General features: G+C 72.8%; 20 protein-coding genes and 1 riboswitch. Of the genes, 8 read left to right on the top strand and 12 right to left on the bottom strand.

Annotated elements, in window-relative coordinates:
- Positions 1-188: 188 nt before the first annotated feature.
- The 3 genes from E1182_RS01880 to pdhA are packed head-to-tail and all read right to left on the bottom strand — an operon-like array spanning position 189 to position 3,774.
- Positions 189-1,619: a dihydrolipoamide acetyltransferase family protein gene (locus tag E1182_RS01880; RefSeq protein WP_132260858.1), complete on the bottom strand. Its 1,431-nt coding sequence runs from the start codon at positions 1,617-1,619 to the stop codon at positions 189-191.
- Positions 1,604-2,608 (bottom strand): alpha-ketoacid dehydrogenase subunit beta, encoded by a 1,005-nt coding sequence (locus E1182_RS01875; RefSeq protein WP_132260857.1) that lies wholly within the window; start codon positions 2,606-2,608, stop codon positions 1,604-1,606. The genes E1182_RS01880 and E1182_RS01875 overlap by 16 nt, the downstream gene beginning before the upstream one ends.
- Positions 2,608-3,774: a pyruvate dehydrogenase (acetyl-transferring) E1 component subunit alpha gene (gene pdhA / locus E1182_RS01870; RefSeq protein WP_132260856.1), complete on the bottom strand. Its 1,167-nt coding sequence runs from the start codon at positions 3,772-3,774 to the stop codon at positions 2,608-2,610. Before pdhA ends, E1182_RS01875 begins: the two co-directional genes overlap by 1 nt.
- 104 nt (positions 3,775-3,878) lie before the next feature.
- Between pdhA and E1182_RS01865 the strand changes: the two genes are divergently transcribed.
- Positions 3,879-4,385 (top strand): Lrp/AsnC family transcriptional regulator, encoded by a 507-nt coding sequence (locus tag E1182_RS01865; protein ID WP_132260855.1) that lies wholly within the window; start codon positions 3,879-3,881, stop codon positions 4,383-4,385.
- Between the two features lie 410 nt (positions 4,386-4,795).
- Here the strand turns inward: E1182_RS01865 and E1182_RS01860 are convergent, their stop codons facing one another.
- Positions 4,796-5,545 (bottom strand): helix-turn-helix domain-containing protein, encoded by a 750-nt coding sequence (locus E1182_RS01860; RefSeq protein ID WP_371687501.1) that lies wholly within the window; start codon positions 5,543-5,545, stop codon positions 4,796-4,798.
- Positions 5,546-5,850: 305 nt separating this feature from the next.
- On the opposite strand from E1182_RS01860, the gene E1182_RS01855 reads away from it, so the two are divergent.
- On the top strand, positions 5,851-7,038 hold the full coding sequence (locus E1182_RS01855; RefSeq protein WP_132260853.1) for a helix-turn-helix domain-containing protein: 1,188 nt from the start codon (positions 5,851-5,853) through the stop codon (positions 7,036-7,038).
- Between the two features lie 145 nt (positions 7,039-7,183).
- Here the strand turns inward: E1182_RS01855 and E1182_RS01850 are convergent, their stop codons facing one another.
- The gene (locus E1182_RS01850) at positions 7,184-8,155 is read right to left on the bottom strand and encodes a DNA polymerase domain-containing protein (RefSeq protein ID WP_132260852.1); all 972 of its coding nucleotides are present in this window, start codon (positions 8,153-8,155) and stop codon (positions 7,184-7,186) included.
- 76 nt (positions 8,156-8,231) lie between these two features.
- Here E1182_RS01850 and E1182_RS01845 point away from each other — a divergent pair, with 76 nt between their 5' ends.
- Entirely contained in the window at positions 8,232-8,852 is a 621-nt protein-coding gene (locus E1182_RS01845; RefSeq protein ID WP_132260851.1) for an L-threonylcarbamoyladenylate synthase, read from the top strand.
- A 6-nt stretch (positions 8,853-8,858) separates the two neighbouring features.
- Here E1182_RS01845 and E1182_RS01840 read toward each other — a convergent pair whose 3' ends face one another.
- Together E1182_RS01840 and E1182_RS01835 are read right to left on the bottom strand one after the other, a co-directional pair.
- The gene (locus E1182_RS01840; RefSeq protein ID WP_132260850.1) at positions 8,859-9,404 is read right to left on the bottom strand and encodes a hypothetical protein; all 546 of its coding nucleotides are present in this window, start codon (positions 9,402-9,404) and stop codon (positions 8,859-8,861) included.
- A gap of 79 nt (positions 9,405-9,483) precedes the next feature.
- Positions 9,484-9,711, bottom strand: coding sequence for a hypothetical protein (locus E1182_RS01835; protein WP_132260887.1), 228 nt, complete (start codon positions 9,709-9,711; stop codon positions 9,484-9,486).
- Positions 9,712-9,868: 157 nt separating this feature from the next.
- Here E1182_RS01835 and E1182_RS01830 point away from each other — a divergent pair, with 157 nt between their 5' ends.
- The 4 genes from E1182_RS01830 (at position 9,869) to E1182_RS01815 (ending at position 13,695) form a co-directional block, all read left to right on the top strand.
- The gene (locus E1182_RS01830) at positions 9,869-10,600 is read left to right on the top strand and encodes a histidine phosphatase family protein (RefSeq protein ID WP_132260849.1); all 732 of its coding nucleotides are present in this window, start codon (positions 9,869-9,871) and stop codon (positions 10,598-10,600) included.
- Entirely contained in the window at positions 10,584-11,453 is an 870-nt protein-coding gene (locus E1182_RS01825) for an NAD(P)H-hydrate dehydratase (RefSeq protein WP_132260848.1), read from the top strand. Before E1182_RS01830 ends, E1182_RS01825 begins: the two co-directional genes overlap by 17 nt.
- A 146-nt stretch (positions 11,454-11,599) precedes the next feature.
- A complete protein-coding gene (locus E1182_RS01820) occupies positions 11,600-13,087 on the top strand; it encodes a S8 family serine peptidase (RefSeq protein WP_132260847.1) in 1,488 nt (495 codons plus the stop codon).
- Between the two features lie 107 nt (positions 13,088-13,194).
- Positions 13,195-13,695, top strand: coding sequence for a hemerythrin domain-containing protein (locus E1182_RS01815; RefSeq protein WP_132260846.1), 501 nt, complete (start codon positions 13,195-13,197; stop codon positions 13,693-13,695).
- 48 nt (positions 13,696-13,743) lie between these two features.
- Here the strand turns inward: E1182_RS01815 and E1182_RS01810 are convergent, their stop codons facing one another.
- Positions 13,744-14,610 carry a metallophosphoesterase gene (locus E1182_RS01810; protein WP_132260845.1) on the bottom strand — a complete coding sequence of 289 codons (867 nt, stop codon included), beginning with the start codon at positions 14,608-14,610 and terminating at the stop codon, positions 13,744-13,746.
- Positions 14,611-14,765: 155 nt separating this feature from the next.
- A riboswitch (ZMP/ZTP riboswitch) is annotated at positions 14,766-14,855 on the top strand.
- Positions 14,856-14,873: 18 nt separating this feature from the next.
- Here E1182_RS01810 and E1182_RS01805 point away from each other — a divergent pair.
- Complete coding sequence (locus E1182_RS01805; RefSeq protein ID WP_132260844.1) at positions 14,874-16,310, top strand: glycine hydroxymethyltransferase; 1,437 nt, start codon at positions 14,874-14,876, stop codon at positions 16,308-16,310.
- A 43-nt stretch (positions 16,311-16,353) separates the two neighbouring features.
- Here the strand turns inward: E1182_RS01805 and E1182_RS01800 are convergent, their stop codons facing one another.
- From E1182_RS01800 to E1182_RS01785, 4 genes are all read right to left on the bottom strand, one after another.
- The gene (locus E1182_RS01800; protein ID WP_132260843.1) at positions 16,354-16,614 is read right to left on the bottom strand and encodes a hypothetical protein; all 261 of its coding nucleotides are present in this window, start codon (positions 16,612-16,614) and stop codon (positions 16,354-16,356) included.
- Positions 16,615-16,676: 62 nt separating this feature from the next.
- Positions 16,677-18,062 carry a PLP-dependent aminotransferase family protein gene (locus E1182_RS01795; RefSeq protein ID WP_371687502.1) on the bottom strand — a complete coding sequence of 462 codons (1,386 nt, stop codon included), beginning with the start codon at positions 18,060-18,062 and terminating at the stop codon, positions 16,677-16,679.
- Positions 18,011-19,195, bottom strand: coding sequence for an alpha-hydroxy acid oxidase (locus tag E1182_RS01790; protein WP_132260842.1), 1,185 nt, complete (start codon positions 19,193-19,195; stop codon positions 18,011-18,013). Before E1182_RS01790 ends, E1182_RS01795 begins: the two co-directional genes overlap by 52 nt.
- Positions 19,192-20,160, bottom strand: coding sequence for an alpha/beta hydrolase (locus E1182_RS01785; RefSeq protein WP_132260841.1), 969 nt, complete (start codon positions 20,158-20,160; stop codon positions 19,192-19,194). Before E1182_RS01785 ends, E1182_RS01790 begins: the two co-directional genes overlap by 4 nt.
- Position 20,161 lies beyond the last annotated feature (1 nt).

Genomic DNA, 20,161 nt, shown 5'->3' with positions numbered 1-20,161 from the left:
CTCCCGACGTTGCCTCGACACCCGGCCGTCCGGGTTCGGGCCTGCTGGGTGAGCCGTGCCGCTCGGTCCCGGTCCTGGTCGTTCCACCGACTGCCGACCGGTCGCGGCCACCCACATCCGGACGATGGCCCGACACGACGGCGGAGCCGGCCGTCCCGGTCAGGGATGGCCGGCTCCGCCTTTTCCGCTCAGACGTTCGCCACCAGCAACGCCGGCTGCTGTACGCAGTCCGCGACGTACCGCAGGAAGCCTCCGGCCACGCCCCCGTCGCAGACCCGGTGGTCGAAGGTGAGGCTCAGCTGCGTCACCTTGCGCACCGCGAGCTGCCCGTCGACCACCCAGGGCTTGTCCACGATGCGGCCCACCCCGAGCAGCGCCGCCTCCGGGTGGTTGATGATCGGGGTGGAACCGTCGACCCCGAACACCCCGTAGTTGTTGAGGGTGAAGGTGCCGCCGGTGAGCCGGGCCGGCGGCAGGGTGCCGGCCCGGGCGTCGGCGGTGGTCTGCGCCAGCGCGGCAGCCAGCTCGCGGGTGGTGAGCCGCTGGGCGTCGCGCAGCACCGGCACCAGCAGGCCCCGGTCGGTCTGCGTGGCGATGCCCAGGTGCACCCCGGCCGACTGGACGATCCGCTGCCCGACGCCGTCGACGTGCGCGTTGAGCTGCGGATACCTCCGCAGACCGCTGAGGCAGACGCGGGCCAGCAGGGCGAGGATGCTCACCGGCGCGTCCGGGGTGGCCGCGTTGATCGCCGCCCGGGTCTCCAGCAACCCGGTGGCGTCCACGTCGACCCAGATGGTCACCTCGGGGATTTCCCGGCGGCTGCGGGAGAGCTTGTCGGCGATGGCCTTGCGAATGCCGGTCAGCGGGATCACCACGTCCTGGCCGCCGGGGGCCAGCCCGACACGGGCGTCGGGCACACCGACGGCCGGCGCGACGGCGTCCGGTTCCGGCGCGGTGGGCCGGGTGGTCGGGGTGGCCGTGGCGGCCTCCACGTCGGCGCGGCGGATCACCCCGCCGGGCCCGGTGCCGCGCAGCGCCGCGAGGTCTATGCCCCGCTCCCTGGCCAGGCGCCGCACGATGGGCGAGATGACCAGGGTCGGCAACGCGCCGGACGAAACGGGCGAAGGGCTGGTACCCGCAGCGTCCACCGGATGCCCGGCGGCCGGCGTCGCGGCGGCGGCACCGCTCGGCGTCGGCCCGGCAACCTGCCCGGGGGTGGCCGCCGGCCGCGGCCGGCGGCGTCGCCGGCCGGTCCCGCCGTGCCCGGTGCCGTACCCGATCAGGACGTTGCCGGAGCCGGCCCGCTCCTCCTCGCGGTAGGTGGCGTGCCCGGCGGGTTCCGCGCCGTCGCCGTCGAGCGGGGCGATGGTGACCAGCGGTTGGCCGACCGGGCGGATCTCACCGGCCGCGCCGTGCAGGGCGACGACCCGTCCGGCGTACGGGCAGGGCACGTCGACGACGGCCTTGGCGGTCTCCACCTCGACCACCGTCTGGTCCACCGCGACCACGTCACCGACGGCGACCCGCCACTCGACGATCTCCGCCTCGCTCAGCCCCTCCCCCAGGTCCGGCAGGAGGAAGTCGCGGGTGCCGCTCACCGTGCTCATGCCGCCACCCACCGGGCGTCCGGCTGATCGTCCCACTGCAGACGGGCGACGGTGTCCAGCACCCGGTCCACCGACGGCAGGTGGGTGTGCTCCAGCATCGGCGCCGGATACGGGATGTCCAGGCCGGACACCCGCAGCACCGGGGCGTGCAGGGCGTGGAAACAGCGCTCCTGCACCCGGGCCGCGATCTCCGCGCCGACCCCGGCGAAGCCCTGGGCCTCCTGGATCACCACACAGCGACCGGTGCGGCGCACCGAGGCGGCGACGGTGGCGTCGTCGAACGGCACGACGGTACGGAGGTCGACCACCTCCAGGTCCCAACCCTCCTCGCCGGCGGCCTCGGCCGCCGCCAACGCGACCGGCACCGCCGGGCCGTACGCGACCAGGGTGGCGTCGGTGCCGGCCCGGCGGACGACCGCCCGGCCGAACGGCTCCTTGCGCGCCGGCAGCTCCGCCTCGGCGCTGGCGAAGTAGAGCTTCTTCGGTTCCATGAACACGACCGGGTCCGGGTCGTCGATGGCCTCCCGCAGCAGCGAGTACGCATCCTCCACGGTGGCCGGGGTGACCACCTTCAGCCCCGGGGTGTGCGCGTAGTACGCCTCGGACGAGTCGCAGTGGTGCTCGACACCGCCGATGCCGCCGGCGTAGGGCACCCGGATGACGATCGGCACGCTGAGCGCGCCCCGGGTGCGGTTGCGCAGCTTCGCCACGTGCGAGGCGATCTGTTCGAACGCCGGGTACGCGAACGCGTCGAACTGCATCTCGACCACCGGGCGCAGCCCGGACATGGCCAGGCCGACGGCGAAGCCGACGATGCCGGCCTCGGCGAGCGGGGTGTCGAAGCAGCGTTTGTCACCGAAGCGGGCCTGGAGGCCGTCGGTGATCCGGAAGACGCCGCCGAGTTGCCCGACGTCCTCGCCGAAGACGAGCACCCGGTCGTCGGCGAGCATCGCGTCGGCGAGCGCCGCGTTGAGCGCCTTCGCCATGGTCATGGTGGCCATCAGGCGCCCCCCTCCTGCTCGGCGGCCAACTCGGCGCGGACCAGTTCGCGCTGCTCGGCCAGCTGCGGGGTCGGTTCGGCGTAGACGTGGTCGAAGAGGCTGAGCGGGTCGACGATGGGCTGGGTGTTCATCCGCTCGCGCAGGGCGGCGGCGTACGCCTCGGCCTCCTCACCGATCGCGGCGACCGCCGCGTCGTCGAGCACGTCGCGGGCCCGCAGGTAGGTCTCCAACCGGACCACCGGGTCACGCTCGCGCCACGCCTCGACCTCGTCGGCGTCCCGGTAGCGGGTCGCGTCGTCGGCGTTGGTGTGTGGTTCCATCCGGTAGGTGTGCGCCTCGACCAGGAACGGGCCGTGGCCGGCACGGGCGTGCGCCACCGCGCGGGTGAGCACGGCGAGCACGGCCACCGGGTCGTTGCCGTCGACCTGTTCACTGGGTACGCCGTAGCCGACGCCCTTGTACGCCAGGGCGGGCGCGGCGGTCTGCCGGGACAGCGGGACGCTGATGGCGTACTTGTTGTTCTGCACGAGGTAGACCACCGGGGCCTTGAACACGGCGGCGAAGTTGACGCCCTCGTGGAAGTCGCCCTCGCTGGTGGCGCCGTCGCCGATGAAGGCCAGCGCCACGGTGTCCCGTCCCTGGTAGGACTCGCCGTAGGCAAGTCCGGCGGCGTGCACGCACTGGGTCGCCAACGGGGTGCACTGCGGTGCGGTGCGCCGGGCGGCGGGGTCGTATCCGCAGTGCCAGTCGCCGCGCAGCAGGGTGAGCACCTCGACCGGGTCGATGCCCCGGGCGGTCAGCGCCACCGACTCCCGGTAGGTGGGGAAGACCCAGTCGTCGTCGCGCAGGGCGAGCACGGCGCCGACCTGGCAGGCCTCCTGCCCCCGTGAGGACGGGTAGACGGCCAGCCGGCCCTGCTTGGTCAGGGCGGTGGCCTGCGCGTCGAAGCGCCGGCCGACGACCATCCGTCGGTACATCTCCCGCAGTGCCTCGACGGGCGGCTCGGGGTAGTCGTCGCGGGGCGGCAGCGGCGTGCCGTCCGGGTTCAGCAGTCGGACCGGCTCGGTCCGCGGGAGCAGATGGGCCGACGGGTCGGGCGCGGCCGGGGTGGCCGGCCGGCGCTTGCGCGCGGATGCCCTGCGGACCGCCTGGGGTGTGGTCGTCACGGCGGGACCTCCTGGACGTGTGGTGGGCCTATGCTCCTGCGGTCGGATGATTGACTCAAGATGCGTGGTGAACGCAGGACGAATGGCCCGGCAAGGAGGATTCGGTGAGCCAGGAGACCAGCTCGGAGGCGTACCGGCCGGGCGGAACGGGACGTTCGGTCACGGCACTGGACGAGGTGGACCGGCGGATCCTGGACGAACTGGTCCGCGACGGCCGGATCTCGATCCGTACGCTGGCCGAACGCGTGCACGTGTCACGCACCAACGCGTACGCGCGGGTGGAGCGGCTGCTGCGCGACGGGGTGATCACCGGGTTCGGCGCGCGGGTGGCGCCGGAGCCGGCGGGGCTGGGCACGTCGGCGTACATCTCGCTGACCATCGAGCAGAACAGCTGGCGGGAGCTGTCGGCGGAGCTGGCCCAGGTGCGCTACATCGAGCACGTCGCACTGCTCAGCGGCGAGCACGACGTGCTGGCGCTGGTCCGGGCACCGGACAACGCGACGCTGCGGGACGTGGTGCTCAACCGGGTGCAGAGCATCGCCGGTGTGCTCTCGACCCGAACCTGGCTGGTCTTCGACGAGTTCGACGGTGCCCGGAGCCCCTGGGTGTGACAGGAGCGTTCACGACGTACGGCGTGCCCGGCAGCCGCCCAGCCAGGCGGCGATGAGAGCTGACGCCTCGGCCCCGGGTTTCCTTTCAATGACGAGGACGCCGGTCAGACCCCGGCCCGCGCGGACGGTCAGGATCCGAGGAGTTGGCACCGCTACTGAGAGACGAAATTATGAGACCGGACGGCACCGTCAGCCGTCTGCGCTGCGGTCTCCTCGTTCAATCCCACGCGCTCACTCTCCCACCCGGACCGCTGTCGACAGCAACGGTGACAGCAAGCGGCCGGAGGAGAACAGCCAGCAGCGGCTGGGCACGGACAGTCGTCAGAGGTCGCAAACGCGGATGAACCCCGCCGGACAAAGCGCCTAGCACTTACAAGTGGGAGGTCGAAGGTCCGTGCGGTAGCAGTGCACTACGTCGCCGTTGTGTTGTATCGATCGAGTGTCGCCTTGGACGTCGAGGCATCCCGGAAGACAAGTTCCCACGGGCCGGTGTTGACGTCCATGTCCTTGCCGAAGCCGACCCACTTGCCGGCCATCCGTCGACCCGTTGGCTCGGCCAGAAGTTGGATTGCGCCGTGATACCGAGCGCCCCGGTAGTAGCCGGCTGAGTCAGCCTGCTCCACCCAGGTGCCGGTGATAACGGCCTCATCCACGGTGAGATCGAGTGACAGGGACGAGGTCGCTGAGCCCGGCAGGCTTCGCACGGTCAGCCGGTCGCCGTGTTGAAGGATGACCACGAAGTGTTGCCCGGCGAAGGATTCCTCCCGGCCGCTGGAGTAGTACTGGTAGCGGCTGAGCCATATGCCCTCATAGGACTTGCGGGCAACGGCTGGTCTGGACGTTGGTGTCGGTGTGGCCAGGTTGGACATGGGAGATGTCAGGTCGTGGCCGCCGTGCTGGTCATCGGCGACATGCCCGTCGGGCACCGCGGCGAAGCCGAGCAGCGAGATGGGTAGGCCGGTGACGACCTCCAGCGCGCGGGCGTAGACGGGGCGGGGCGCGGCGATTGCGCCGGACTCCCATCGCTGGACGAGTCGCTTGTTGGCGTCGTTGGGCTCGCCGACGCGGTGGCCGGCGGCCTGGAGGGCGCGAGCGAAGTCGTCCTGGCTCATGCGCATTCCGATACGGACGGCACGCAGGGCGGTGTTCGGGACAGCCATGGCCGTCACTATAGCGGCATGTCGCCTAAGTGTCGCCAGTTATGTGGCGGGTTTGTCGTGTTCCATGTCGTCGCAGCTGGTGACATCTAGACGTCATTGTGGATGGCAGGCGACGGTGGGGCTTGCCGCCGCGCTTCTACTGACGGAGGCGGGGATGCAGGATGATGGCACTAGTGTGAGCCGGGGTGAGCAGATCCAGGCGGCCGAACGGGAAGCGGCCAAGCGGCGGTTACTCGCCCAGGCCGAGGCGGAGCGGATACCGGTGGAGGAAACAACTCGGGCGGTGCCGGATCGGCGGTGGCGTCATGACCGGTGACTCGGTTCCGATCGGTCGGAGGGTGGCGTACCTGCGGGCACGGCGCAAGCTGTCGCAGCAGTCGTTCGCGGATCGGCTGGGGAAGTCCAAGAGCTGGGTGGACAAGGTCGAACGCGGGGTGCGCTCCTTGGAGCGGGTGTCGACGATCCGGCAGATCGCCGCGGTTCTTCGAGTTGACGCCGCGACACTGCTCGGACGTGATGCGCGGCCCGCCGAGGTGGCCGAGCGTGCAGAAGGTGTCTCCCGGATTCGGGCCGCTCTGTCCACGTACGGGATAGCGCTCGGCCGCCCGGTGGCTTGCCGGGATGCGTCACCAGATGAGTGGAGCCGGGCGGTGGAACACGCGTGGACCACCTACCAGCACGCCCGATATCCGCAGTTGATGCAGCAACTGCCGACGTTGTTGTCCGATCTCCAACGGGTTCAGGCGCAAGGGCCGGATGCTGACCGTACGACCGTGGTCGAGGTCTACCGGGTGACGGCGGCGCTGCTGGTGAAGCTCGACGAGGCAAGCCTCGCCTGGTTGGCCGCCGACCGGGCGATGTCCGCCGCGATGGGTGACCAGGTGCTGCTGGCCTGTGCGGCGGTGCAGCTCGGCCAGGTGCTGCGCGCGTCGGCGCGGGCGAAGTCGGTCATGCTCGCCGCCGCGTACCGGATCGCGCCGCCGGATCTGGACGACGGCACACCGCAGGAGTTGTCCCTGTGCGGATCGCTACTCGTACAGGGCGCTCTGATGGCGGCCAGAGCGGGCAACGACCGCGCCGCAGGCGACCTGCTGGACGAGGCAGTGGAGTTAGCCGCCCGGGTGGGAGACGGAAACGACCACCATCACACCGCCTTCGGGCCTACGGCCGTGGACCTGGCCCGACTCGCCGCCGCAATCGAGTTGGGCGACGGAACCGGTGCAGTCACACAGCACGAGACGGCGATCGAACGAGATGGATGGCGATGGCTGCCGCTCGAACATCGTGCCGCGCATCTGGTGGACGCCGCCCCCGCGTACCTCCAGGTCGGCAACGTGATCGAGGCAGCTCGGAACCTGGTGCTGGTGGACAACCTCGCGCCATCGGAGATACGTCACCGGCCGGCGGCGCGGCGCGTCGTCGCCGAGGTCGCCCAACAATCGGACGCCCCTACGACGATCACTGATCTCGCCAACGGACTCGGTCTGGTCTGAGCTCGGCTGCCCTCACCACCAGATGCCACGGTAACCACGCATGGTCGTCGGGGACGTTAGGCCGGGTCGCCGGTCTCATCGACGCGGCGAGGGCGGCCGGCGACTATCGGCCGGGCGCTCGGCGCCGCACCGGAGACGCGGTGACTCACCGCTCCGGCGGCGCCTCCAGCTCCTCCTGGTCGGCCCACTCCAGCAGCGGCTCCAGCGAGAAGCGCCGCCCGTCCAACCCGGCGTGCGGGTCGCCGCGCTCGGCGAACCGGGCGGGCATGCTCAGCACGTCGAAGTCCTCCGGGCGGACGTCGTCCAACTCGGCCCAGTCCACCGGCGCGGAGACCAGCGCCGCCGGGGTCGGTCGGATCGAGTACGCCGAGGCCATCGTGTGGTCGCGGGCCATCTGGTTGTAGTCGACGAAGACCGGCCGGTCACGCTGCTCCCGCGACCACGTGGTGGTCACCAGGTCGGGACGACGGCGCTGCACCCGGCGGCCCAGCGCCAGCACCGCCCGCCGGCACTCGGTGAAGCTCCAGCGCGGTTCGATCGACAGGTAGACGTGCAGCCCACGCCCGCCGGTGGTCTTCGGATAGCCGACCAGCCCCACCTCGTCGAGCACCGCGCGGACCTCGTGCGCCACCGGCAGCACCTGGTCGAAGCCGACGCCCGGCAGCGGATCCAGGTCGATGCGGAGCTGGTCGGGGCGCGCCACGTCTGCAGCGGTGACCGGCCACGGGTGGAACCGCAGGGTGCCGAGGTTCACCGCCCAGATCACCACGGCCAACTCGCTCGGCGCGACCTCGTCCGCCGTCCGGCCGCTGGGAAAGGTGAGGTGCGCGGTGCGTACCCAGTCGGGCGCGCCGGCCGGCAGCCGCTTCTGGTAGAACGCGTCGCCCCGGTTGTCCTGCCGGGTGGCGATCTTCGCGCCCTCGAACACCCCGCGCGGCCAGCGTTCCAGCATGGTCGGCCGGTCCCGCAGGGCACGCAGGATGCCGTCGCCGACGGCGAGGAAGTAGTGGACCACGTCCAGCTTGGTCAGCCCGCGCCGCGGGAAGTAGGGCTTGTCCGGGCTGGAGACCCGGACCAGCCGCTCTCCGACCTGGATCTCCTCCGCCGCCGTCGCCACGTCCACACCGTAACCCCGCGGGCGACGGTTGGTGGCCGCTGACGGGGCAGGTGGTCGCCACTCGTAGGCTGCCGTCATGGCGACGTACTTCGACGTACACCCGGTGGACCCGCAACCGCGGACGATCAACCGGGTGGCCGATCTGGTCCGTCGGGACGGGCTGATCGCCTACCCGACGGACTCGTGCTTCGCCCTCGGCTGCCGGCTGGGCAACCAGGACGGCATCGACCGGATCCGCGCCATCCGCCACCTCGACGACCGGCACCACTTCACCCTGGTGTGCCGGGACTTCGCGCAGCTCGGCCAGTTCGTGAAGATCGACAACGCGGTGTTCCGGTCGTTGAAGGCGGCGACCCCGGGTAGTTACACCTTCATCCTGCCGGCGACGAAGGAGGTGCCCCGGCGGCTGCTGCACCCCAGGAAGAAGACCGTCGGGGTGCGCATTCCCGACCATGCGGTGGCCCAGGCGCTCCTGGCCGAGTTGGGTGAGCCGCTGGTGTCGAGCACCCTGCTGCTACCCGACGAGGCCGAGCCGATGACGCAGGGCTGGGAGATCAAGGAGCGGCTGGACCACGCGGTCGACGCGGTGCTGGACTCCGGTGAGTGCGGCACCCAGCCCACCACGGTGATCGACTTCTCGCAGGGCGAGCCGGAGATCGTCCGGCGTGGCGCGGGCGACCCGTCCCGCTTCGAGTAAGCCACCTCAGGGCGTCTCGGCGTCCGCCGTGGGCAGGGGCAGCGGCAGCGCGGCGCCGCCGGCCGGCGCCGCGGAGTGCGGGGGTGGCGGCCGGTGACCGCCCGGAGCCCGGTGGTGCAGCCGGCCTGCCCCGGCCGGCCCCGGCCGGCGGTCCACCTGACAGGTGACCAGATGGATGGGCGGCGGCGGGGCACCGAACCGGCCCGGCCCCCAGCGCACCCAGATCGCGATCCGCCCGGCCCCGGCCTCCGCCGCCAGCTTGTCCCAGGTACGGCGCCGGTCGGTGTGGTCGACCTCGATGACGACGGGCGGCCCGTCCGCCCGGGCACAGCCGACATCGAGCACGGACCGCCGATCCGACAGCGGCGGCGGCAACGGCAGCACGCTCGGTGCCCGGCGGTAGACGCGCCAGCCCTGCTCGTGCCCCCAGGCGACCACGGCGTCGATGATCCGGGCCGTCACCGCGTCGGTGGTCAGGTCGGCGAAGGTGAGCCGGGCCAGGCTGCGCCCGAGGGACGCGGCGAGCCGTTCGCCGTCCTGCCCGCCGTCCATGCCCGCAGGGTAACGCCCGGCGCCGGCACCGGGCGCGACCGGGCGGACCCTCCGGTCCGCCCGGTCGCCACGACGACGCTCAACCGTTCTCCCGCAGCCGCTCCGCGAGCATCCGCTTGCCCTGCTCACCGGCCTTGCGGTTGTTCTCCTGGAGCTTGCGGAACCAGGTGGCGAGCTCGTTGTCACCCCGGGCGTCCGCGTCGGCAATGTACGTCTCCAGCTGCCAGATGTGCTGCAAGGACATCTGCAGGGCGTGGATCAGGTCGTAGTTCTTGTCCTTCACCGGGCTGGCCGGTTCCCTGACCATGGTCGCCACGGCGTACCTCCCCTGTGTCGGTTCCGGTGGAGCCAGCGGTTACCCGCCCCCGGTGGGTTCACGCGCCCCCACCGCGAGCGGATCGACGCGGCCGGCGGCGGGCAGTCCGCACGGTTACCCGGCGCGGCCCCCGGGTAGGCATGCCGCCATGGCGGAACTGCGAGCCCTCTGGATCGTGCGGCACGGGGAGAGCACGGCGAACGTCGCCGCCGTCGCGGCTGAGGCGTCCGGCGCGGAACTGATCGACCTCACCCACCGCGACGCCGACGTGCCGCTCTCGACCACCGGCGAGGAGCAGGCCCGGGCGACGGCCCGCTGGCTCGCCGGCCTGCCCGGGCAGCGGCGGCCGGACGTGGCGGTGATGTCGCCGTACCTGCGGGCGGTGCGGACCGCCGAGCTGGCCCTGGCCGGCACCGGGATCCCGGTGAGCCGGGACGAACGGCTACGCGACCGGGAACTGGGCGTCCTCGACGGGCTGACCGGGTACGGGGTAACCCGGCGGTTCCCCGAGGAGGCCGCCCGCCGGCGGCGGCTCGGCAAGTTCTACTACCGGCCGCCCGGGGGCGAGTCCTGGGCGGACGTGGCCCTGCGGCTGCGCGCGCTGCTGGGCGACCTGCGCCGCGACCACGGGGGCCGGCGGGTGCTGCTCTTCGGCCACGACGCCCTGGTCTTCCTGCTCCGTTACCTGGTGGAGGGCCTGACCGAGGCGGAGCTGATGGACCTGACCAGACAACACGTGATCGCCAACTGTTCGGTGACCGGCTGGTTCGCCGACACCGGGGGCCGGCTCGTCCCGGACACCTTCAACGACGTACGACACCTGCGCCAGCACGGTGCCCGGCCCACCGAGGAGGACGAGGTCCATGCCGAACCGGTCTGACGTGCGAACCATCACCCCGGCGCTGCTGCGGGACTGGGCGCTGCCCGTGCCCACCGGCGGCAAGGAGCAACGGGGCACGGTGCTGGTGGTCGGCGGCTCCCGCTCCACCCCCGGGGCGGTGCTGCTGGCCGGGGTCGCGGCGCTGCGCGCGGGGGCCGGGGTCCTTCAGCTCGCCGCCGCCGAGTCCACCGCCACGGCGCTCAGTATCCAGGTGCCGGAGGCCCTGGTCGTCGGGTTGCCGGAGACCAGGGACGGTTCGGTGGCCGGCGACCCCGGGGACCGGCTCGCCGAGTTGGTCGGGCAGGCCGACGTGGTCGCCGTCGGCCCGGGTCTGCACGACATCGACGAGACCCGGGCGGTGCTGCACCTGGTCCTCGATGCGGCCGGGCGGGAGACCGCGCTGGTGCTCGACGCGTACGCCCTCGGCGCGCTCAGCCACGAACCGGACCTGTTGGTCGGCTCCGGCCGGCCGGTGGTGCTCACCCCCAACCTGACCGAGGCGCGGCACCTGCTCGGCCGGGAGCCCGGTGACGACCTGGTCGCCGAGGCCCGCGAGCTGGCCCGCCGGTACGACGGGGTGGTCTCCCTGTACGGACACATCGCCACCCCGGACGCGACGGCGTGGCGGGAGGAGAGCGGCGACGCCGGGCTGGGCACCTCCGGCAGCGGCGACGTCCGGGCCGGCCTGCTGGCGGGGCTGCTCTCCCGGGGAGCCGAGCCGGCCCAGGCCGCCTGCTGGGCGGCCTGGGCACACGCGGTGAGTGGCCAGCGGCTGGTCCCCCGGTTCGGGCGGATCGGCTTCCTCGCCCGCGAGCTGCTCGACGAGATTCCGCACACCCTCGCCACGGTGTGACACGCCCCGGGCGCGTCGCACCGACGTGCGTAACGCCACACCGGGCTGCGGCGCTGATGGTCCGGAAGTGGGCGTCCCGCCCTCTTCCCGCCGGCCGCTCCCCACCCGGGGGCGTGCCCGGCTGGAGACAGCCCCTGGGAGTCTGTGTGAAGAACCTGCGCAGCAAGACACTGGCTGCCGCGTCCGCCGTGTCCCTCGGTGTCGGCCTCGCCGTCACCGGCGGGCTGGCCCCGGCGGCGTCGGCCGCCGGTCCGGACACCACGTTCCTGGTCCTGGCCCCGCAGGGTGCCACGACCGGCAAGGCGGCGGCCCGGGTGACCGCGGCCGAGGGCACCGTGGTGGCCACGTACGAGCAGATCGGCGTGCTCGTCGTCCGCTCGGCCAACCCCGACTTCGCCACGGACGTGGCGGGCGCGGGCGTCGAGTCGGTGGCGTCCACCGCCGGCCTGGGCACCGCCCTGCAGGAGGGCGAGACCCTGGAGGTCTCCGCGGCGCAGGTGGCGAACGCCGCCGCCGACCCGACCGCCGAGCCCCTCTTCGGCCAGCAGTGGGACATGTCAATGATCGACGTGCCCCGGGCGCACGCCGTCAACGCCGGCCGCGCCGACGTGGTGGTGGGCGTGCTGGACAGCGGCATCTCCAGCAGCCACCCGGACCTGGCCAGCCAGATCGCCAAGGACAAGAGCGCCTCCTGCCTCGGTGGCGTCACCGACACCGCCGAGGCCGCCTGGAACCCCACCACCTCCGACCACGGCACGCACGTGGCCGGCACCATCGCCGCCGCCGTCAACGGCGTCGGGGTGACCGGTGTCGCGCCGGGCGTCAAGGTCGCGGCGGTGAAGGTGGTCAACGACGACGGCTACATCTTCCCGGAGGCCGCGGTCTGCGGGTTCCTGTGGGCCGCCGAGCACGGGATGCAGCTGACCAACAACAGCTACTACATCGACCCGTGGGAGCTCAACTGCCGCAACGACGCGCGCCAGCGTCCGGTGTGGCAGGCCGTCCAGCGGGCCATCCGCTACTCGCAGAGCAAGGGCGTGCTCCACGTGGCGTCCGCGGGCAACTCCAACTACGACCTGGCCCACAAGATCACCGACGACGGCAGCCCGAACAACGGGACACCCGAGACCCGTGAGAACCTCACCAACGCCTGCCTCGACCTGCCGGCCGAGGTGCCGGGCGTGGTGACCGTCGCGGCGGTCGGCCCGACCGGGGCGAAGAGCTACTACTCCTCGTACGGCCAGGGCGTCATCGACGTGACGGCACCGGGTGGCGACACCCGCTTCCGTACCCAGGGCGTCCGCTCCACCCTCACCGACGGCATCCTGTCGACCACCTTCAACCCGGCGACGAAGACCAACGGCTGGGGTTACAAGCAGGGCACCTCGATGTCCGGCCCGCACGCCACCGGCGTGGCGGCGCTGGCGTTGTCGGCGCACCCCGGCATGAAGCCGGGCCAGCTGGCGTCCTTCCTGGAGCGCACGTCGGTGGCGCAGTCCTGCCCGGAGGGCGTGTACAACCCGGTGCCGCTGATCCCGACCGGCCCGCACGCCTACGACGCGACCTGCTCCGGCGGCGCGCGCAACGGCTTCTACGGCGCCGGCCTGGTCAACGCGTACCACGCGGTGCGGTAGCCGCACCGCAACCCGGGGCCCGGCGGATCTCCGCCGGGCCCCGTCCGTTTTCGCAGCTCACCACCGGGGTACCGGGAAACCGTCAGCCGAATCAAGGAGGTCCGCCGGTGTCCACCGATGCCATCGTCCTACTCAAAGAGGACCACAAGGAGATACGTCGCCTGTTCCGCCAGTTCGCCCAGGCCGAGGACGGGCCGGCCGCCGAGCGCGGGAAGCTGGTCCGGCAGATCCTGGAGGCCCTGACGGTGCACACGTACCTCGAGAACGAGGTCATGTACCCGGAGATCCGCAAGCTCCTGCCCGACCTGGAGGACGACATCCTCGAGTCGTACGAGGAGCACCACGTGGCCGACCTGCTCTGCGCCGAGCTGGCCACCATGGACCCCTCCGACGAGCGATTCGTGGCCAAGACGACGGTGCTGATCGAGAACGTCGAGCACCACGTCGAGGAGGAGGAGCAGGAGTGGTTCCCGAAGGTGCGGGAGGCGCTCGGCCGCAACCAGCTCCAGGAGATCGGCCAGCGCATGCTCGACATGCGGGCGACCGCACCGCGTTCCCCCGCCGAGCCGAAGGCGATCAAGAAGGCCCTCGACGCGCTCACCGCCTGACCGTGCGCACCCCGGGGAGGCCGGCAGTTGGCCGGCCCTCCCGAGATGTCACCAGGCTGTCGGTGGCACCCCGTCGGGTGCCGGCAGGATGCGGCGCGGCTGCCCCGGCGGCATCTTACGGTTGCGCCACTCCCGCGGGTAGCCGAGCGACACCTCCTCGAAGCGCACCCCGTCGTACCAGGTGGTGCGGGGGATGTGCAGGTGCCCGTAGACGACGGCGACGGCGGCGAAACGCCGGTGCCAGTCGGCGCTGGCCTCGGTGCCGCACCACTGAGCGAAGATCGGGTAGCGCAGCACCCGCGTCGGATCGCGCACCAGCGGCCAGTGATTGACCAGCACGGTCGGCATGCCTGGCTCGCGGGCGTCGAGCCGCCGGGCCGTCTCGACCACCCGGGCCTCGGACCACGCCTGTCGGCTCGGGTACGGGTCGGGGTGCAGCAGCATCTCGTCGGTGCAGACGATGCCCGTCCGGTACGCCTCGGCGAGGGCTGCCGCCCGGTCCAGCCCCTCCGGCCGCCAACTGTAGTCATAGAGCAGGAACAGCGGGGCCACCAGCGCCGGGCCGCCGGGCCCCCGCCACACCGGGTACTCGTCCTCCGGGGTGAGCACCCCCAGTGCCCGGCAGCGTCGCACCAGATGCGCGTAGCGGGCCTCGCCCCGCAGCGTGACCGGGTCGCCGCGTGGAGTCCACAGCTCGTGGTTGCCGGGTGCCCACAGCACCTTCGCGAACCGCCCCGCCAACAACCCGAGCGCCCACTCGACGTCGGCGACGCTGTCGGCCACGTCGCCGGCGACGATCAGCCAGTCCTGCGGTGAGGACGGGCGCAGCGCCTCCACCAGGGCACGGTTCTGCGCGTACCCGACGTGCAGGTCGCTGATGGCGAGCAGGCTGCCGCCGCTCTCCTCCCCCACCATCCACCGATGGTACGCAGACCGAGACGGGTCGTGGGGCCTCGCCCCGTGCGGGGTGGGTCGGCCGGGACGCACCCAGGTGGCGCACAGGAAATCGATCATGGGCACGCCGTACGGCGAGGTGGACCCCGGGGGTCGACGGCGACCCGGTAGGATCGGCTGCGGGCCGTGACTGGCGCGTGGGGATGGAGCACCATCGGGAAGCGGCCCCGTCATGAGGACGCACGCCGAGCGCCTGGGCCTTCCGCACGTCAGTAGGAGGTCGCATGTCGCCGAACGCCGAATCCACCGCCTTCCGCAGCGCGCTCGAGGTGATCCGCGCCGTCGAGCCCCGGGTGGCCGACGCCATCGGCGCCGAGCTGACCGACCAGCGTGAGTCGCTCAAGCTCATCGCCAGCGAGAACTACGCCTCCCCGGCCACCCTGCTGGCCATGGGCAACTGGTTCAGTGACAAGTACGCCGAGGGCACCGTGGGCCGCCGCTTCTACGCCGGCTGCCAGAACGTCGACACGGTCGAGGCGCTCGCCGCCGAACACGCCCGGGAGCTGTTCGGCGCTTCGCACGCGTACGTGCAGCCGCACTCCGGCATCGACGCCAACCTGGTGGCGTTCTGGGCGATCCTCGCCGACCGGGTGGAGTCCCCCGCGCTGCGCAGGGCCCAGGTACGCCAGGTCAACGAGCTCACCGAGGCGGACTGGTTCGCGCTGCGCCGGGAACTGGGCGACCAGCGGATGCTCGGCATGTCGCTGGACGCCGGCGGCCACCTCACCCACGGCTTCCGGCCGAACATCTCCGGCAAGATGTTCGACCAGCGCAGCTACGGCACCGACCCGACCACCGGGTTGATCGACTACGACCGGGTCGCCGAGGCGGCCCGGGAGTTCCGGCCGCTGATCCTGGTCGCCGGTTACTCGGCGTACCCCCGGAAGGTGAACTTCCGGATCATGCGGGAGATCGCCGACTCCGTCGGCGCCACCTTCATGGTCGACATGGCGCACTTCGCGGGCCTGGTCGCCGGCAAGGTCTTCACCGGCGATTTCGACCCGGTGCCGCACGCGCACATCGTCACCACCACCACCCACAAGTCGCTGCGCGGTCCGCGCGGCGGCATGGTGCTCTGCGGGCCGGAGCTGGCCGACCAGGTGGACCGGGGTTGCCCGATGGTGCTCGGCGGCCCGCTGCCGCACGTGATGGCCGCCAAGGCCGTCGCCCTGGCCGAGGCCCGTCGCCCCGACTTCGCCGACTACGCGTCCCGGATCGTGGCCAACGCGCAGGCGCTGGCCGACGGGCTGCTGCGCCGGGGCGCGAAGCTGGTCACCGGCGGCACCGACAACCACCTGGTGCTGATCGACGTCTCCGGGTACGGCCTGACCGGCCGCCAGGCGGAGCAGGCGCTGCTCGACTCGGGGATCGTCACCAACCGCAACGCCGTCCCGCAGGACCCGAACGGCGCCTGGTACACCTCCGGCATCCGCATCGGCACCCCGGCGCTGACCACCCGGGGCCTGGGCACCGCGGAGATGGACGCCACCGCCGAGCTGATCCACACCGTGCTCAGCCAGACCACGCCGGGCGCCAACGCCGACGGCAGCGCCTCGAAGGCGAAGTACGTCCTCGACCCGGCACTGGCGGACAAGGTGAGCCGGCAGGCCGGCGAGCTGCTGGCCGGTTTCCCGCTCTACCCCGCCGTCGACCTGGGCTGACTGGACGCCTTCCGGGGTGGCGCCGCCGCGCCGCCCCGGGCGGTCAGCCGATCGGGCGCTTGAGGTGGTAGCGGTGCACCTCGGTGCTGCCCTGCACGTTGTTGACGTCCTCGGCGGCGGAGACCAGCTCCCAGCCCTCCCGGCCGACCCGGTTGAGGTGCGCGATGGCGGTGTCGCCGTACGCCGTGACGTCGGTGCGCGACCCCTCGGGCCCATACCAGACGAACGAGACGTGGAAATTGCGTCCCTGCCCCTGGTAGCGGCGGACCAGCAGGGCGTACTCCCAAGCGACCATGCGGCCCATTATGACCGTCCGATTGGGACACGTGGAAGCACGAGCGGCGGCGGGTCGGCCTCGGTGCGTCGTCACCGGGTCCGGCGGTCGTCGGGCGCTGCGGTGCGCCGGGACTCGTCGGCGACGAGCGCGGCGAGCCGGTCCAGGCCGAGGTCGATCTGTTCCGGGGTGACCGCGCTGACCGACAGGCGCAGTGCGCGCACCGGCGTACCGTCGTCGTAGAAGTGCGCCATCGGCGTCCACAGCACCCCGTGACGCTCGGCGGAACGGCGCAGCAGCGCGTCGTCCACCGGGAACGGCACGCTCACCACGACGAAGAAACCACCCGCGGGGACGGTCCAGGTCACCGGCGAGGGTGCCGGGAACCGACGGGCCAGGCCGGCGAGCAGGTGCCGCAGGTTGCGGGTGTACGCGGCGCGCTGCCGGACGGTGGCGGTCACCAGCGAACAGTCGTGTTCCAGCAGCGCCCCGCCGATCACCGCCTGGGCCAGCGGCGCGGTGTTCACCGTGACCATGCTCTTGATCCGGGCGAGCTGGTCGGCGAGGAGCCCGACGCTGCCGTCGGTCTCGGCGACCCGCTGGTCGGCCACCACGTACCCGACCCGGGCCCCGGGCAGCACCGTCTTGGCGAACGAACCGAGGTAGACCACCCGACGTCGGGTGTCCAGCGCCTTGAGCGTCGGAAGCCGGCCCTGCTCACCGGCGGGAAACAGCCCGTACGGGTTGTCCTCGACCAGCAGCAGCTCCTCCTCGGCGGCCAGGTCGAGCAGCCGGCGGCGGTCGGCCAGGCTGATGCTGACGCCGGACGGGTTGGCGAAGTCCGGCATCACGTAGCAGGCCCGTGGGCGCAACCCCGCCGCCCGGGCGTGGCGGGTCTGGGCGCGCAGGTCGGCCAGGTCCACCCCGGCCGGGCCACCGGCCACCGGCCGGACCGGCAGGTCGACCAGGCGGGCCGCGCCGGTCAGCCCGACGTACGTGGGGGCGACCGCGAGCAGCACGTCACGTGGCCCGGCGCGCAACGCCCGCAGCACCAGGAACATCGCCTCCTGGCAGCCGACGGTCACCACGACGGCCTCCGGGTCGACGTGCGTCTCCTCGTCAACGGCGAGGTTACGGGCGATCAGGTGGTGCACGATGCCCTTGGTCCGGCCGTACTGGAACAGGGTGCGGTTCGCCTGCGCCGGGTGCTGACCGAGGTCCTCGACGAGGTGTCGACGGAACCGCTGCAGCCAGCGGCGCGGCGCGTCGTCGTCGAAGAACTCCTCGTACGGGCGGCCGGCGGCGAGCGACACCGCGTCCGGCCAACGCCCGGCGACCTCGTTGAGGAAGTTCATCGAGTTCAGTACGGGGTCGTCGACGGCCGGGTGCAGGTCGGCGACGGTCAGCTCCACCGGGGCGTTCACGCTCACCCGCCGATCAGGGTGCGCAGCTGCCGGGCCTGCGCGGGGTCGGCGCAGCCGCACAGGGTCAGGGCGTCGCGCAGTTCGGCGCCGAGCAGCGCCAGAGCCGCCTCGGCGGCCGGCTGGCCGCCGGCGGCGAGGGCCCAGAACGCGGGCCGGCCGAGCAGCACCCCGGCGGCGCCGAGGGCGAGGGCGCGCAGCACGTCCGTGCCGCCACGCACGCCGCTGTCCAGCAGCACCTCGACCCGACCGTCGACCGCGGCGACCACCTCCGGCAGCACGGTGGCAGTGGCCGGGGCGGCGTCGAACTGGCGGCCACCATGGTTGGACACCACCACCGCATCCACGCCGCTGTCTGCCGCCCGCACCGCGTCACCGGGGTCGAGGATGCCCTTGACCAGCAGGGGCAGTCGGGTACGGGCACGCAGCCAGGACAGGTCCGCCCAGCGCAGGGCCGGGGCGAAGACCGCGTCGGTATGCCGGGCGATCGCGGACACGCCGGGGGTGCCGGCGTGCGCCAGGTCATCCCGCCCCCGGGGCAGGTTGGCCGCGGTGACCTGCGGGGGCAGCGCGAAGGCGTTGCGGACGTCGCGCAGCCGACGGCCGAGCACCGGCACGTCCACGGTCACCATGAGCGCCGCGCAGCCGGCGGCGTGCGCGCGGTCGAGCAGGTCGGTGACCAGGCCCCGGTCGCGCAGCCAGTAGAGCTGGAACCAAACCGGCCCGCCGGCCGCGGCGGTCACCTCCTCGATCGGGCTGCTGCTCAGCGTGCTGAGCACGTACGGCACGCCGGCCGTCCCGGCCGCCGCGGCGAGCGCCCGCTCGCCGTCGGGGTGCAGCAGCCGCTGGTACGCCATCGGCGCGACCGCCACCGGCATCGCCTGCTCCCGGCCCAGCAGCGTCGCGTCGGTCCGCGGGTTCTCCACCCCGGTGAGCATCCGGGGCAGCACGGCGACCCGGTCCAGCGCGGCCCGGTTGGCCGCCAGGGTGGTCTCGGCGCCGCTGCCGCCGTCGACGAAGTCCCAGACGTGGGTGGGCAGCACCGCCCGGGCGAGCGCGGCGAACTCGGCCACGCTGGCCGGCGGCACGAATCTGGACGAGGTCGTCACCGGCCCTCCTGTCGCCGTCGGCGGCACGTCGAAGCCCGGCGCCGACCCGGAGCGGGGCACGTGCAGCACCGTGTCGGTCATCGAGGGCCGCCCGGCGTCGAGGTGACGGTCGGGCCGGTTCCGGCGAAGCGGTCGCGCAGGAAGGCCGCCGCCTCGTCCTGCGCCCGCCGGCCGGCGTCGAAGACCCCCGGCATGGCGAAGAAGCCGTGGATCATCCCGGCGTAGCGGGTGAGCCGTACCGGCACGCCGGCCGCGCGTAGGCGCTCGGCGTACCGCTCCCCCTGCTCGCGCAGCGGGTCGTGTTCGGCGGTGACGACCAGGGCCGGCGGCAGGCCCGACAGGTCGTCGGCGAGCAGCGGCGAGGCCAGCGGGTGCGTCGCGTCCGCCGGGTCGGCCAGGTAGTGGTTCCGGTACCAGTCGACGGAGTGCCGGTTGAACAGCAGCGGATCCTCGTCACCGGCCGGGGCACCGTCGGCCCGTTGGTCGGTGTTCGGGTAGACCAGCAGCTGGCCGGCGAGGCGGGGGCCGTGGGACCGGGCCAGCAGGGTCACCGCGGCGGCCAGGTTGCCGCCGGCGCTGTCCCCGCCGACGGCCAGCCGGTCCGGGTCGACGCGGAACTCGGCGGCGTGCACGGCGAGCCACGCGGTGGCGGCGTGGCAGTCCTGCACCGCCGCCGGGAAGGGATGCTCGGGGGCGAGCCGGTAGCCGACGGTCACCACCTGACAGGGCGTGGCGTTGGCCAGCCGTCGGCAGATCCCGTCGGCGGTGTCGACGCTGCCGAGGGTCCACCCGCCGCCGAAGAAGTAGACCAGGGTGGGCAGCGGACCGTCCCCGGCCGGCCGGTGGATGCGCGCCGGCAGGTCGCCGGCGGGGCCGGGAAGGTGCGTGTCGCGTACCTCGTGCACCGGTTCGACGTCGCCGCCGCCGGCGCGGATCGCGGCGAGGTCGGCGGCGCGGGCCTCGGCGAGGGTCCGGGTGTACAGCGGCGGGGTGCCGGCCGCCGCCCGCGCGGCCCGGTACGCCACCACCTGGGGGTCGAGAGACATG

Origin of the sequence: Micromonospora sp. KC721 (assembly GCF_004348355.1) — a bacterium.
In the GTDB taxonomy this organism is placed as follows: domain Bacteria; phylum Actinomycetota; class Actinomycetes; order Mycobacteriales; family Micromonosporaceae; genus Micromonospora.
Note: the sequence above shows the minus strand (reverse complement) of the source record. Positions and strands in the feature narration are given on the sequence as shown.

Bases quoted from the DNA above. Each gene is read 5' to 3' on its own strand.
- E1182_RS01875 (WP_132260857.1), bottom strand. From the start codon at position 2,608: ATGGCCACCATGACCATGGCGAAGGCGCTCAACGCGGCGCTCGCCGAC.
- E1182_RS01860 (WP_371687501.1), bottom strand. From the start codon at position 5,545: ATGGCTGTCCCGAACACCGCCCTGCGTGCCGTCCGTATCGGAATGCGC.
- E1182_RS01855 (WP_132260853.1), top strand. From the start codon at position 5,851: ATGACCGGTGACTCGGTTCCGATCGGTCGGAGGGTGGCGTACCTGCGG.
- E1182_RS01845 (WP_132260851.1), top strand. From the start codon at position 8,232: ATGGCGACGTACTTCGACGTACACCCGGTGGACCCGCAACCGCGGACG.
- E1182_RS01840 (WP_132260850.1), bottom strand. From the start codon at position 9,404: ATGGACGGCGGGCAGGACGGCGAACGGCTCGCCGCGTCCCTCGGGCGC.
- E1182_RS01835 (WP_132260887.1), bottom strand. From the start codon at position 9,711: ATGGTCAGGGAACCGGCCAGCCCGGTGAAGGACAAGAACTACGACCTG.
- E1182_RS01830 (WP_132260849.1), top strand. From the start codon at position 9,869: ATGGCGGAACTGCGAGCCCTCTGGATCGTGCGGCACGGGGAGAGCACG.
- E1182_RS01825 (WP_132260848.1), top strand. From the start codon at position 10,584: ATGCCGAACCGGTCTGACGTGCGAACCATCACCCCGGCGCTGCTGCGG.
- E1182_RS01810 (WP_132260845.1), bottom strand. From the start codon at position 14,610: ATGGTGGGGGAGGAGAGCGGCGGCAGCCTGCTCGCCATCAGCGACCTG.
- E1182_RS01805 (WP_132260844.1), top strand. From the start codon at position 14,874: ATGTCGCCGAACGCCGAATCCACCGCCTTCCGCAGCGCGCTCGAGGTG.
- E1182_RS01800 (WP_132260843.1), bottom strand. From the start codon at position 16,614: ATGGGCCGCATGGTCGCTTGGGAGTACGCCCTGCTGGTCCGCCGCTAC.
- E1182_RS01790 (WP_132260842.1), bottom strand. From the start codon at position 19,195: ATGACCGACACGGTGCTGCACGTGCCCCGCTCCGGGTCGGCGCCGGGC.
- E1182_RS01785 (WP_132260841.1), bottom strand. From the start codon at position 20,160: ATGTCTCTCGACCCCCAGGTGGTGGCGTACCGGGCCGCGCGGGCGGCG.